This window comes from Silvania hatchlandensis, from assembly GCF_025564065.1.
GTDB lineage: Bacteria > Pseudomonadota > Gammaproteobacteria > Enterobacterales > Enterobacteriaceae > Enterobacter > Enterobacter hatchlandensis.
This window is the reverse complement of the sequence record NZ_JAMGZK010000041.1, coordinates 1-13,110: the sequence shown is the minus strand read 5'-3', so window position 1 is coordinate 13,110 and position 13,110 is coordinate 1. Positions and strand designations below refer to the sequence as shown.

Annotated in this window: 12 protein-coding genes; 6 read left to right on the top strand and 6 right to left on the bottom strand. The window is 59.7% G+C overall.

All coding sequences use genetic code 11. The annotated features are described in order from the left end of the window. Positions 1 to 47: 47 nt before the first annotated feature. From pxpA to M8014_RS05175, 6 genes are all read right to left on the bottom strand, one after another. The gene (gene pxpA / locus M8014_RS05200) at positions 48 to 782 is read right to left on the bottom strand and encodes a 5-oxoprolinase subunit PxpA (protein ID WP_271281605.1); all 735 of its coding nucleotides are present in this window, start codon (positions 780 to 782) and stop codon (positions 48 to 50) included. Then, positions 772 to 1,704, bottom strand: a complete 933-nt coding sequence (gene pxpC, locus M8014_RS05195; protein WP_271281479.1) for a 5-oxoprolinase subunit PxpC — start codon at positions 1,702 to 1,704, stop codon at positions 772 to 774. Before pxpC ends, pxpA begins: the two co-directional genes overlap by 11 nt. Continuing rightward, a complete protein-coding gene (gene pxpB / locus M8014_RS05190; protein ID WP_271281478.1) occupies positions 1,698 to 2,354 on the bottom strand; it encodes a 5-oxoprolinase subunit PxpB in 657 nt (218 codons plus the stop codon). The genes pxpC and pxpB overlap by 7 nt, the downstream gene beginning before the upstream one ends. Before the next feature lie 14 nt (positions 2,355 to 2,368). Beyond that, positions 2,369 to 3,112, bottom strand: a complete 744-nt coding sequence (locus M8014_RS05185) for a type 2 GTP cyclohydrolase I (RefSeq protein WP_271281477.1) — start codon at positions 3,110 to 3,112, stop codon at positions 2,369 to 2,371. A 10-nt stretch (positions 3,113 to 3,122) separates the two neighbouring features. Beyond that, positions 3,123 to 4,535, bottom strand: coding sequence for a deoxyribodipyrimidine photo-lyase (phrB, locus tag M8014_RS05180; protein WP_271281476.1), 1,413 nt, complete (start codon positions 4,533 to 4,535; stop codon positions 3,123 to 3,125). A 137-nt stretch (positions 4,536 to 4,672) separates the two neighbouring features. Further along, positions 4,673 to 4,879, bottom strand: a complete 207-nt coding sequence (locus M8014_RS05175) for a YbfA family protein (protein ID WP_271281604.1) — start codon at positions 4,877 to 4,879, stop codon at positions 4,673 to 4,675. Positions 4,880 to 5,184: 305 nt separating this feature from the next. Here M8014_RS05175 and kdpF point away from each other — a divergent pair, with 305 nt between their 5' ends. From kdpF to kdpE, 6 genes are read left to right on the top strand one after another with little or no spacing between them, the layout of a single operon-like run. Further along, entirely contained in the window at positions 5,185 to 5,274 is a 90-nt protein-coding gene (kdpF, locus tag M8014_RS05170) for a K(+)-transporting ATPase subunit F (protein ID WP_271281475.1), read from the top strand. Then, on the top strand, positions 5,274 to 6,953 hold the full coding sequence (gene kdpA / locus M8014_RS05165; protein ID WP_271281474.1) for a potassium-transporting ATPase subunit KdpA: 1,680 nt from the start codon (positions 5,274 to 5,276) through the stop codon (positions 6,951 to 6,953). The genes kdpF and kdpA overlap by 1 nt, the downstream gene beginning before the upstream one ends. Positions 6,954 to 6,971: 18 nt before the next feature. Further along, positions 6,972 to 9,020: a potassium-transporting ATPase subunit KdpB gene (kdpB, locus tag M8014_RS05160; protein WP_271281473.1), complete on the top strand. Its 2,049-nt coding sequence runs from the start codon at positions 6,972 to 6,974 to the stop codon at positions 9,018 to 9,020. A gap of 12 nt (positions 9,021 to 9,032) precedes the next feature. Further along, the gene (kdpC, locus tag M8014_RS05155) at positions 9,033 to 9,608 is read left to right on the top strand and encodes a potassium-transporting ATPase subunit KdpC (RefSeq protein ID WP_271281472.1); all 576 of its coding nucleotides are present in this window, start codon (positions 9,033 to 9,035) and stop codon (positions 9,606 to 9,608) included. Beyond that, complete coding sequence (gene kdpD, locus M8014_RS05150; RefSeq protein WP_271281471.1) at positions 9,608 to 12,283, top strand: two-component system sensor histidine kinase KdpD; 2,676 nt, start codon at positions 9,608 to 9,610, stop codon at positions 12,281 to 12,283. The genes kdpC and kdpD overlap by 1 nt, the downstream gene beginning before the upstream one ends. After that, positions 12,280 to 12,957 (top strand): two-component system response regulator KdpE, encoded by a 678-nt coding sequence (gene kdpE / locus M8014_RS05145; RefSeq protein ID WP_271281470.1) that lies wholly within the window; start codon positions 12,280 to 12,282, stop codon positions 12,955 to 12,957. Before kdpD ends, kdpE begins: the two co-directional genes overlap by 4 nt. Positions 12,958 to 13,110: the final 153 nt, after the last annotated feature.

The following is a 13,110-nucleotide window of genomic DNA, read 5'->3' as shown; positions in this document are numbered from 1 at the left end:
TAATGTTCCTGTTATTGTGTTACATATGTTGTGTTTACAGCCGTGCGTTACGCACTGATTTTTATGTTGTTTGCTTCAAATTCATTGCGCAGACGCCGCGCAAAGGCCAGCGCATGTTCCCCGTCACCGTGGATACACACCGTCTGCGCATGCACGCGGGCCCACTCACCGGTAATACTTTTCACCCGACCGCGCTGGATCATCTCCAGCGTTTGCGCCAGGGCCTGGTTTTCATCGCTAATCAGCGCCCCGGCCTGGGTGCGCGGCACCAGACTGCCGTCCGCCTGATAGCCCCGATCCGCGAAGACCTCTTCCCGGGTGATCAGGCCGTGGCGCGTCCCGGCGCGAATCAACTCGCTGCCCGCCAGCCCCACCAGAATCAAATCAGGATTGACAGTAGAGACCGCACGCGCGATGGCATCCGCCAGCTCGGGCTCTTTTGCCGCCTGGTTATAGAGCATGCCGTGAGGTTTAACGTGGCGCAGCTGCCCCCCTTCAGCCCGGGTGATAGCCGCCAGGGCGCCAATCTGGTAAAGCATCTGGGCGTACACCGTCTCCGGCGGCAGGGTCATGGCGGTACGGCCAAAATTCTCCCGGTCAGGGAAGCTGGGATGCGCGCCGATGGCGACGCCGTTTCTCAGCGCCTCACGCACGCTGGCAAGCATTGTTTCTGCATCCCCGGCGTGAAAGCCGCAGGCGATGTTCGCTGAGGACACCAGCTGTAACAGGGCGGCATCGCTGCCGCAGCCTTCGCCCAGATCTGCATTTAAATCAATGGCGATCATGTAACCTCCATGCCAGTTGCTCGATGTAGTGCTTCTGCACCCGCCGCGCCTCCAGTGCCTCATCCAGCGTACAGGGAACAAAGTGGATCGGTTGTCCGAGCGGGACCTGCGCCAGATGGTACATATCCGCCTCGATAACGCAGGCTATGCGCGGATAGCCCCCGGTGGTTTGAGCATCATTCATCAGGATGATCGGCTGCCCGTTATGCGGTACCTGGATAACCCCCGGCAGCAGCCCGTGGGAGACCATCTCGCGGTCGGTGGTGCGCTGCAGTTTTTGCCCCTGCAGGCGATAGCCCATGCGATTACTTTGCGGGCTGAGCTGCCACGGCAGACGCCAGAGCGCATCCTGAGAGGCCTGATCGAACTCGTGGTACTCCGGGCCCGGCAGCGCACGCACGCGATTGCCCCACAGCAGCTGTTTAACCCCCTGCGCGTCGAGGAATTCACGGCCGCCAGCACGAACATTTAACCGGTCGCCATCTTTCAGCAAACGACCTTCAAACCCGCCAAGCCCCACCTTCAGATCGGTGCTGAGGGAGTTCATCACCGGCGGCACATCAAACCCGCCAGCAATCGCCAGATAGCTGCGCATCCCGTGCACCGGGCGGTTAAGGGTCAGGCGCTGGCCGGCTTTCACCTGCAGGCGCCAGCCTGTCCACACCGCCGCGCCATCAAGCCGGGCATCGCAGCCCGCGCCTGTCAGGGCAAACCAGCCGTCACGCTCAAATTCAAAGGTACACTGGCCGAGGGTGATTTCCAGTGCAGCGTCGTTTGGCTCATTGCCCACCAGCAGGTTGCCGATCTGCAGCGCCGGTTTATCCAGCGCGCCGCAGTAGCTGATCCCCGACTGGCGAAAACCGAGGCGGCCTCCGTCCTGCACCGAGGTGTAGAGTCCCGCGCGAATGATTTTTAACATACCCCCTCCTTCTGCGGGATAAACCGCACGGTATCGCCCGGACGCAGCAGCACCGGCTCGTCCCGCTGCGGATCAAATAGCGGTAATGGGGTGTGGCCGATCAGCTGCCAGCCGCCCGGCGTGACCAGCGGATAAATGCCGGTCTGCGAACCGCCAATGCCCACCGAACCCGCAGGCACCTGCAAACGAGGTTCATCCCGGCGCGGGGTCGCCAGCCGCTCGGGCAGCCCGCCCAGATACGGGAAGCCCGGCTGAAATCCCAAAAACCAGACCACGTAATCAATCGAAGCGTGAAGCTCAACAACCTGTTTTTCGCTCAATCCGGCGTGACGGGCCACTTCGCCGAGATCCGGCCCGGCCGCAGTGCCATACACTACGGGGATTTCGATAAAGCGAGAGTCCGGCTCCAGCGCCTCGCTCTCCTCCCACCAGCGCTGTAAACGCTCAATCGCATCCAGCGCCACCGAGTGCGGATTACGCAGCACCACGGTGATGTTATTCATCCCGGGAATGGCTTCCACCACCTCGGGGATTTCGCCCAGTCGCTGGGTTAAACGCCAGATCCTTTTTTGCGTCGCCAGCGTCACCGGCGGCTCCAGTTCCAGCACTACGGCGGTTTCGCCTAACAGATAACAACGTGCTCGCTGCACTTACGCACCTCTCATCAGGCTGGATTAGGGATATCCACAAAGGTGACATCCAGGTCAGTGGTTTCGGTCAGCCATTCGCTAAGGGCACGAATACCGCCACGCTCGGTGGCATGATGGCCTGCCGCATAGAAATGCAGCCCCTGCTCCCGGGCAGAGTGAATGGTTTGCTCAGAGACTTCGCCGGTGATAAACGCATCGACGCCAAATCGCGCCGCGCTGTCGATAAAGTTTTGTCCGCCACCTGTGCACCAGGCCACGCGCTTCACCGTATCTGGCCCGGTATCGCCGCTCCACAGCGGACGACGGCCCAGACGGGCCTCAATCCAGGATGCCAGTTCAAGTCCCGAAACAGGCATCGACAGCTCACCCCACGGCACCAGCGGTTCGATTTCCCCCTTCACCGTGATGCCCAGCAGGGCGGCCAGCTGAGCGTTGTTGCCCAGCTCCGGGTGCGCATCCAGCGGCAGATGCCAGCCATACAGGTTGATGTCGTTTTCCAGCAGCGTCTTCAGACGATTACGCTTCATTCCACGGATCACCGGGGATTCCCCTTTCCAGAAATAACCGTGGTGGACGATCACCGCATCTGCCTGCTGGCGAACGGCCTCATCCAGCAGCGCCTGGCTTGCGGTCACGCCGGTGATAATCTTGTGTACCTTTTCACGCCCTTCAACCTGCAGACCATTCGGTGCATAGTCACTGAAGCTGGCACTGTTTAGTTTGTCGTTAATCAGGCTTTCCAGTTCACTGTTTTTCATCATGACTCCCTTACGCTTTACGGGCGGCTTCATACGCAGCCAGAGTGGCAACGCGCGCCTGTTTATGATCGACAACCGGGCGGGGATAATTCAGCGTCACGCCGTGCTTATCCGCCCAGCTCCATGGCTCGTGCAACGCCTTGTCAGGCACATCATCAAGTTCTGGCAGCCAGCGGCGAACAAACTCGCCGCTGGCGTCAAACTTCTGCCCCTGGGTTGTCGGGTTAAAAATACGAAAATACGGCGCTGCATCGGTTCCGGTCGATGCAGCCCACTGCCAGCCCCCGTTGTTGGCGGCCAGATCGCCGTCGATCAGCTGAGAGATAAAATAGCGCTCCCCCATTCGCCAGTCGATAAGCAGATCCTTCACCAGAAAGCTGGCGGTAATCATCCGCAGACGGTTATGCATCCAGCCCGTTTCGTTAAGCTGACGCATGGCGGCATCGACAATCGGATAGCCGGTCTGCCCGGTTTGCCAGGCCTCCAGAAGAGTGTCATCGTGCTGCCAGTTTACGTTATCCGTCCAACGGATGAATGGGCGATGTTTACATAAATCAGGATGATACGTCATCAGGTGACGGTAAAATTCACGCCAGATGAGTTCGTTAAGCCAAACCGCACCGGGCCCGCCCTCCAGCGCCTTCGGCTGCTCGACCAGCAGACGATGCAGGCACTGGCGCGGCGACAAGACACCCAGCGCCAGGCAGGCGGAGAGTCGACTGGTGCCTTCGATGGCCGGGAAATCGCGCTGCAATTCATACTCCCCCGCCCCTTGCTGGCAGAAACGGCGAAGCTGGGCGATTGCCGCTTTTTCGCTGGCTGGGAACAGATCGCTGTCGAACGCCTGCTGGGGATAGTCGAAATCCAGCGCGGTGGGCGTAATCTTCTCGCCCTCTCGCACCGCTGGGGCCGACGCACACTCCGGCAGTCCCTCTTTCAGGCGGCGCAGGTACGCGTTTTTAAAGGGGGTGAAGACTTTGTACATCTCGTGATTGCCGGTCATCACGCTGCCAGGCGGCAGCATTACACTGTCATCAAATCCCTGACAGACCACCGTCTCCAGCTCGCGCTCCAGCTGCCGATCGCGCTGCTGTTCGTTGAGTTCATACTGATAGTTGTAGAAGAGGTGCGTCACGTCGTGCTGGTCACAAATCTGCAAAACCTGCTGACGCTGGGCGGCAAAGTCGCTCACCTGGGCATAAATCAGCGGGATACCTTTGTCGGCCAGCTGCTGCTGTAAATCGGTAAGATGGGCATACAGACAGGCCGCCTGACGCGGGGCCATATGGTGTTGCGTCCACTGCTGCGGCGTGGCGATAAACAGCGCCAGCACGCGGGCGTTTTTATGGCGACAGGCGGCCGCGAGCGCCAGGTTATCGTGGATGCGTAAATCAGCGCGAAACCAGACCAGATGGGTGGGCATAACACTCCAGGATTATCGTCCGTAACATATACAAGTCACCGAGGATACTTCTTCTTAACAAGTGTAGCCATAACGCAATAAAAAAGGCCGCCTGGCGGCGGCCTTAACAGTTGACTGTTGCTGTGTGCAGTCTTTGCTTAATAAAAATCACAGGTGGCTTTTTCAGCCTGATCCATCCACACCGGTTTTTCACTGGTCTTCGCCCATACGCGGTGTAAATAGCTATAAAAACGGGCACGATCTTTCCAGAAAAGCATCACGGGTAACGCCAGAACACCGGCCATTACGGCGAAGGTGCGGCGAATAAAAACGATATGTGCCGGATACTCTTTGTAAAATTCCATCATTTTCTCCCCTTTCTCTGGCCGGAAACTCTCTCCGGGAAATGAAACTGGTTATCTGGTGAAAATAGTACCGCTTTGGCTGTAATTTTACTACTCATCCGACCACTCTTTTTCATTGGTTTAGTGAATATTTACACTTCTTTCGTAACTTAGTTACATAAAAGTTAAATTAATACTAACCATTAGTTAAATCATGGCTTTGGCATCTTTATACTTTTTTTATATCTCCCCACCTGATTTTTGCAAAATCTTTGCGCCCGAAATTCTACCTTTGCACCATTACTAACGTCACCCGGAGGTGAATTGTGAGTGCAGGTGTGATTGCTGGCATCGTGCTGGTGTTCCTGTTAATGGGCTATCTGATTTATGCCCTGATTAACGCGGAGGCATTCTGATGGCCGCACAAGGATTTCTGCTTATCGCTGGCTTTTTGCTGGTGCTGTTCGTGCTTGCCCGTCCGCTGGGGTTGCTGCTGGCGCGGATGATTAACGGCCTTCCGCTGCCTGGGCTGCAATCCGTTGACGGCGCTTTGCTACGCGGGCTTGGGATCCGCACGCTGGAGATGGGCTGGCGTCATTATCTGGGCGCGATCCTGCTGCTGAATGGGATCGGTCTGCTGGTGCTGTTTGCCCTGCTAATGCTGCAGGGCTATCTGCCACTCAATCCGCAGCAACTTCCGGGTCTCTCCTGGCACCTGGCGCTGAATACGGCAGTCAGTTTTGTCAGCAATACCAACTGGCAATCCTATGCCGGTGAAAGCACCCTAAGCTATTTCAGCCAGATGGCGGGGTTGACGGTGCAAAACTTCCTTTCAGCGGCCAGCGGTATCGCGGTGATCTTCGCCCTGACCCGCGCCTTTGCCCGCCAGAATGTCACTACCCTGGGCAACGCATGGGTCGATATTACCCGTATTACCCTGTGGGTATTGCTCCCCCTGTCGCTGGTGATTGCCCTGCTGTTTATTCAGCAGGGCGTGCTGCAAAACCTGCTGCCGTATCAGCCCTTCACCTCGCTGGAGGGGGCGAAACAGCTTTTACCCATGGGGCCTGTGGCCTCGCAGGAAGCGATTAAAATGCTCGGTACCAACGGCGGGGGTTTTTTCAACGCCAACTCCGCGCATCCGTTTGAGAACCCGACCGCCCTGACCAACGCCGTGCAGATGCTGGCGATCTTCCTGATCCCCACCGCCCTGTGCTTTGCCTTTGGCGATGCGGTGAACGATCGCCGCCAGGGACACGCGATCCTGTGGGCGATGTCGGTCATCTTCGTGGTCTGTGCCGCACTGGTGATGGGGGCCGAGTGGCAGGGTAACGCTCATTTCACCCTGCTCGGGGCGGACAGCAGTATCAACATGGAGGGCAAAGAGAGCCGCTTCGGTATTCTCGCCAGCAGCCTGTATGCGGTGGTCACCACCGCCGCCTCCTGCGGGGCGGTGAACGCCATGCACGACTCCTTTACCGCGTTGGGCGGGATGATCCCACTGTGGCTGATGCAGATCGGCGAAGTGGTGTTCGGCGGCGTCGGCTCGGGCCTGTACGGCATGCTGCTGTTCGTACTGCTGGCGGTGTTTATCGCCGGACTGATGATTGGCCGCACCCCGGAATATCTGGGCAAAAAAATCGACGTGCGTGAGATGAAGCTAACCGCGCTGGCGATCCTCGTCACCCCTGCGCTGGTGCTGCTCGGCACCGCGCTGGCCCTGATGACCGAGGCCGGACGCAGCGGCATCTTCAACCCCGGCATCCACGGTTTTAGCGAGGTGTTGTACGCCGTTTCGTCTGCCGCCAATAACAACGGCAGTGCTTTTGCGGGCCTGAGCGCCAACACACCGTTCTGGAACTGCCTGCTGGCGTTCTGCATGTTGGTCGGCCGCTTTGGGGTGATTGTGCCGGTGATGGCGATTGCCGGGGCACTGGTCAGCAAGAAAATCCAGCCCGCCTCAAGCGGTACGCTGCCGACCTGCGGGGCGCTGTTTGTCGGCCTGTTGATCGGCACTGTGCTGCTGGTCGGCGCCCTCACCTTTATCCCCGCCCTCGCATTAGGCCCGGTCGCGGAACATCTCTCTTTACGCTGATTTTGCGGAGTATTCGTCATGAGTCGTAAGCAACTGGCCCTGCTCGAACCCTCTCTGGTTCGTCAGGCGCTGAAGGACGCGGTAAAAAAATTAGATCCACGCGGACAGTGGCGCAACCCGGTGATGTTTATCGTCTGGCTGGGCAGCCTGCTGACCACCGTGCTGGCCATCGCCATGGCCAGTGGTCAACTGGCCGGCAGTGCAACCTTTACCGCTGCAATAAGCCTGTGGCTGTGGTTCACCGTGCTGTTTGCCAACGTCGCCGAAGCGCTGGCCGAAGGGCGCAGCAAAGCGCAGGCCAACAGCCTGAAGGGGGTACAGAAAACAGCGTTTGCCCGCAAGCTGCGTGAGCCCAAATACGGTGCTGCAACAGATTCGGTTCCGGCTGATGCGCTGCGTAAAGGCGACATCGTGCTGGTGGAAGCGGGCGACATTATTCCCTGCGACGGGGAAGTGATCGAAGGCGGTGCCTCGGTGGATGAGAGCGCCATTACCGGTGAATCGGCACCGGTTATTCGTGAGTCCGGCGGGGATTTTGCCTCGGTCACCGGCGGGACGCGCATTCTCTCCGACTGGCTGGTGATCCAGTGCAGCGTCAATCCGGGCGAGACCTTTCTCGATCGCATGATCGCCATGGTCGAAGGGGCACAGCGCCGCAAAACGCCTAATGAAATCGCCCTGACTATTCTGCTGGTGGCGCTGACCCTCGTCTTCCTGCTGGCAACCGCCACCCTGTGGCCGTTCTCCGCGTACGGCGGTACGGCGGTGAGCGTCACCGTACTGGTCGCCCTGCTGGTGTGCCTGATCCCGACAACCATCGGCGGCCTGCTGTCGGCCATCGGCGTGGCGGGCATGAGCCGGATGCTGGCGGCCAACGTCATTGCCACCAGCGGCCGGGCGGTAGAGGCGGCAGGCGACGTAGACGTGCTGCTGCTGGATAAAACCGGCACCATTACGCTGGGGAATCGTCAGGCATCCGAATTTCTGCCCGCGCCAGGCGTCGAGGAGAAAACGCTGGCCGACGCGGCGCAGCTGGCCTCGCTGGCAGATGAAACCCCGGAAGGTCGCAGCATCGTGATCCTCGCCAAACAGCGCTTTAACCTGCGTCAGCGCGACGTTCAGAGCCTGCACGCCACCTTCGTGCCTTTTACGGCACAGACGCGAATGAGCGGGATTAACATTCAGGACCGGCTGATTCGCAAAGGATCGGTGGACGCCATTCGCCGTCATATTGCGGCCAATAACGGCCACTTCCCGCCGCAGATCGATACGCTGGTGGAAAACGTGGCGCGTCAGGGTGCGACCCCGCTGGTGGTGGCGGAAGGCGCTGCGGTACTGGGTGTGATCGCCCTGAAGGATGTGGTGAAGGGCGGCATTAAAGAGCGCTTCGCCCAGCTGCGTAAAATGGGCATTAAAACGGTGATGATCACCGGGGATAACCGCCTGACGGCTGCCGCTATCGCCGCTGAAGCGGGCGTTGATGACTTTCTTTCAGAAGCCACTCCGGAAGCCAAGCTGGCGCTGATCCGCCAGTATCAGGCCGAAGGACGACTGGTGGCGATGACCGGCGACGGCACCAACGATGCCCCGGCGCTGGCGCAGGCGGATGTCGCCGTGGCGATGAACTCCGGTACCCAGGCGGCAAAAGAGGCGGGCAATATGGTCGATCTCGACTCGAACCCGACCAAGCTGATTGAAGTGGTGCACATCGGCAAGCAGATGCTGATGACCCGGGGCTCGCTCACTACTTTTAGCATCGCTAACGACGTGGCGAAGTATTTCGCCATTATTCCGGCGGCGTTTGCCGCGACCTATCCGCAGTTGAACGCCCTGAACGTGATGCACCTGCACTCCCCTGCCTCGGCTATCCTGAGCGCAGTGATCTTTAACGCGCTGATCATTATTTTTCTGATTCCGCTGGCGCTAAAAGGCGTGAGCTACAGGCCGCTGACCGCCGCCGCCATGCTGCGCCGCAATCTGTGGATTTACGGTCTGGGTGGGCTGGTGGTGCCGTTTATCGGCATCAAAGCCATTGACCTGCTGTTAACTGTATCCGGGCTGGTTTAAGAGGAAAATCAAATGGCTATGTTACGTCCCGCTATACTGTTGTTTATCCTGCTGGCGCTGATCACCGGCGGCCTCTATCCGCTGATGACCACCGCGCTGGGCCAGTGGTGGTTTGCCGATCGGGCCAACGGATCGCTTATCCACCAGCAAGGGGAGATCCGCGGCTCGCGTCTGATTGGCCAGAACTTTACAGCCGCAGGTTACTTTCACGGGCGTCCTTCCGCCACGGCAGAAAGCCCGTATAATCCGCTGGCCTCCGGCGGCAGTAACCTGGCGGGCAGCAATCCTGAGCTGGATAACGCCGTTCGCGCACGCGTCGAGGCGTTACGCGCGGCCAATCCACAGGCCAGCCGTACCGTGCCGGTTGAACTGGTGACCACCTCGGCCAGCGGGCTGGACTACAGCCTGACACCCGGTGCAGTCGCCTGGCAGATCCCGCGCGTGGCGCAGGCCCGTCAGTTAACCACTGCGCAGCTGAGCCAACTGGTGGCAGAACACACCCAAAAACCGCCTGTCGGCGTAATGGGGATGCCGGTGGTGAATATTGTTGAGCTGAATCTGGCGCTGGACGCGCTAAGGAACCTCTGATGACCGATGAGCCTTTGCGGCCGGACCCGGACCGACTGCTGGAGCAAACCGCGAGCACCCATCGCGGCAAGCTGAAAATCTTCTTCGGCGCCTGCGCAGGCGTCGGGAAGACCTTCGCCATGCTGACCGAAGCGCAGCGACTGCGCGCCCAGGGGCTCGATATATTAATCGGCGTCGTTGAAACCCACGGTCGTCAGGAGACGGCCGCGTTACTGACCGGCCTGTCGATCCTGCCGCCCCGACGCCACCACGCTCGTGGGCGTCTGGTGAGTGAGTTCGATCTCGACGCCGCCCTCGCCCGCCGCCCGGCGCTGATCCTGATGGACGAACTGGCGCACAGCAATGCGCCCGGCTCGCGCCACCCCAAACGCTGGCAGGATGTTGAGGAGTTGCTCGAAGCGGGCATTGACGTTTTTACCACTGTTAACGTCCAGCACCTGGAAAGCCTGAATGACGTGGTCAGCGGCGTGACCGGGATTCAGGTGCGGGAAACCGTCCCCGATCCCTTTTTCGACGCCGCCGACGAAGTGGTGCTGGTGGATCTGCCTCCGGACGATCTGCGCCAGCGCCTGCACGAAGGCAAGGTCTACATCGCCGGGCAGGCCGAACGGGCCATTGAGCATTTTTTCCGCAAGGGCAATTTAATTGCCCTGCGCGAGCTGGCCCTGCGCCGCACCGCCGATCGGGTCGACGATCAGATGCGGGCCTGGCGCGACCAGCAGGGTCAGGAGAAAGTGTGGCATACCCGCGATGCCATTCTGTTGTGCATCGGTCACGGCAGCGGCAATGAAAAGCTGGTACGCACCGCCGCCCGGCTGGCGGCAAAATTTGGCAGCGTCTGGCACGCGGTGTATGTCGAAACGCCGGAGCTGCATCGCCTGCCGGAAAACCAGCGCCGCGCCATTCTGAGTGCCCTGCGCCTGGCCCAGGAGCTGGGTGCCGAAACCGCGACCCTCGCCGATCAGGCGGAAGACAAAGCGATTCTGCGCTACGCCCGCGAACATAACCTCGGCAAAATAGTCATCGGTCGGCGCTCGCGTCGCCGCTGGTTCAGCCGGGATACTTTTGCCGACAAGCTGGCGCAGCGCGCACCGGATCTCGATCTGCTGATTGTTGCTCTGGATGACAAGCCCGCCGCCTTGCCCGCTAAAACCCCGGATGCCCGTACCTTTAGCGATAAATGGCGCGTCCAGCTGCGCGGCTGTCTGGTGGCTGCCCTGCTCTGCGCACTGATTACCCTTATCGCCAGCCAGTGGCTGCCCGATTTTGATGCCGCCAACCTGGTGATGATCTACCTCCTCGGGGTGGTAATCGTGGCGCTGTTTTACGGGCGCTGGCCATCGGTGTTGGCGACGGTGATCAACGTTGCCAGCTTCGATCTGTTTTTTATCGCCCCGCGCGGCACGCTGGCGGTATCGGATGTGCAGTATCTCCTCACCTTCGCCGTGATGCTGGCGGTGGGATTATTGATCGGTAATCTGACCGCCGGAGTACGCTATCAGGCGCGGATTGCCCGCTATCGCGAGCAGCGTACCCGCCATCTGTATGAGATGTCGAAAGCGCTGGCGGTGGGCCGTACGCCGCAGGATATCGTCCAGACCAGCCAGCAGTTTATACACTCCACCTTTTATGCCCGCAGCCTGATCCTGCTCCCGGACAACGACGGCAAACTGCACCCGCTGACCCCGACTTCCGGCATCGCCCCCTGGGATGACGCCATCGCCCGCTGGAGTTTTGACAAGGGGCTGCCCGCCGGGGCCGGAACCGACACCCTGCCCGGCGTGCCCTATCAGATACTGCCGCTGCAAAATCAGGGGGTGGTGATTGTCGAGCCATCAAACCTGCGTCAGCTGATGATCCCCGAACAGCAGCGCCTGCTGGAGACCTTTACCCTGCTGGTCGCCAGCGCGCTTGAGCGGCTGGCGCTTACCACCAGCGAAGAGCAGGCGCGGTTAGCCAGCGAGCGTGAGAGCATTCGCAACTCGCTGCTGGCGGCCCTTTCCCACGACCTGCGCACGCCGCTGACGGTGCTGTTTGGTCAGTCGGAGATCCTGACGCTCGACCTGGCGGCAGAAGGCTCCCGCCACGCCCTGCAGGCCAGCGAGATCCGCCAGCATGTGCTCAACACCACCCGGTTGGTCAACAACCTGCTGGATATGGCGCGGATCCAGTCCGGCGGCTTTAACCTGAAAAAGGAGTGGCTGACTCTGGAAGAGGTGATTGGCAGCGCCTTAAAAACGCTTGAGCCGGGGCTGGGCGGTCGCCACATTGCGCTGGATATGTCTGCCCCATTGGCGCTGATCCACGTGGATGGCCCGCTGTTCGAACGCGTGCTGATCAACCTGCTGGAAAACGCCGCCAAATATGCGGGCAGTAAAGCGCTAATCGGCATTCACACCCGCGTTTCACCGCAGCAATTGCAGCTGGAGGTCTGGGATAACGGGCCAGGGATACCGGCGGGGCAAGAACAGGCTATCTTTGATAAATTCGCCCGCGGGCATAAAGAGTCAGCCATCCCCGGGGTTGGCCTTGGGCTGGCAATCTGCCAGGCGATTGTGGAGGTGCACGGCGGGACCATCACCGCGCATAACCGCCCGGAAGGGGGGGCCGGTTTTTGTGTTACACTCCCGCTCGATACGCCACCGGAACTCAATGAATTTGCAGAGGATGTGTGATTAACGTTCTGATTGTTGAAGATGAACTCGCTATCAGCCGTTTTCTGCGCGCCGCGCTGGAAGGCGAAGGCCTGCGCGTCCACGATGCCGGGACGCTCCAGCGTGGGCTGATTGAAGCCGCGACCCGCAAACCGGATCTGGTGATCCTCGATCTCGGCCTGCCCGACGGCGACGGCCTCGATTTTATCCGCGAAGTGCGTCAGTGGAGCCAGATGCCGATCATTGTGCTCTCTGCCCGCCTCGAAGAGACCGACAAAATTGCCGCCCTTGATGCCGGTGCCGACGACTATCTCAGCAAACCCTTTGGCATTGGCGAACTGCAGGCCCGCCTGCGGGTGGCCCTGCGCCGTCATAGCGCCGCCGCGCCTTCAGAACCGGTTTTTACCTTCTCAGATATTCGCGTCGATCTGGCCGCGCGCCGCATCCAGCGCAGCGAAGCGGAAATCCACCTGACACCGATTGAGTTCCGCCTGCTGGCGGTGCTGCTTAATAATCACGGTAAAGTGCTCACCCAGCGCCAGCTGTTAAGCCAGGTCTGGGGACCAAATGCGGTGGAGCACAGCCACTATTTGCGCATTTATATGGGGCATCTGCGCCAGAAGCTGGAAGTGGATCCCGCGCGCCCTCGGCATTTATTAACAGAAACCGGTATTGGTTATCGGTTTATGCTTTGATGAGGGAAAACAAAACGGCAACCTGAAGGTTGTAATGCCGATCAGTTAAGGATCGGTTGATCGATCCAGTGGCTGTGTAAGAATCCGGAAATGTTCACTCGTTTCCGGATTTTTTTATGCACATTGGACAGGCTCTTGATCTGGTATCCCGTT

Excerpts from the sequence above, each read along its gene's own strand:
- pxpC (WP_271281479.1), bottom strand. The coding sequence starts at position 1,704 with ATGTTAAAAATCATTCGCGCGGGACTCTACACCTCGGTGCAGGACGGA.
- M8014_RS05185 (WP_271281477.1), bottom strand. The coding sequence starts at position 3,112 with ATGAAAAACAGTGAACTGGAAAGCCTGATTAACGACAAACTAAACAGT.
- phrB (WP_271281476.1), bottom strand. The coding sequence starts at position 4,535 with ATGCCCACCCATCTGGTCTGGTTTCGCGCTGATTTACGCATCCACGAT.
- M8014_RS05175 (WP_271281604.1), bottom strand. The coding sequence starts at position 4,879 with ATGGAATTTTACAAAGAGTATCCGGCACATATCGTTTTTATTCGCCGC.
- kdpA (WP_271281474.1), top strand. The coding sequence starts at position 5,274 with ATGGCCGCACAAGGATTTCTGCTTATCGCTGGCTTTTTGCTGGTGCTG.
- kdpB (WP_271281473.1), top strand. The coding sequence starts at position 6,972 with ATGAGTCGTAAGCAACTGGCCCTGCTCGAACCCTCTCTGGTTCGTCAG.
- kdpC (WP_271281472.1), top strand. The coding sequence starts at position 9,033 with ATGGCTATGTTACGTCCCGCTATACTGTTGTTTATCCTGCTGGCGCTG.
- kdpD (WP_271281471.1), top strand. The coding sequence starts at position 9,608 with ATGACCGATGAGCCTTTGCGGCCGGACCCGGACCGACTGCTGGAGCAA.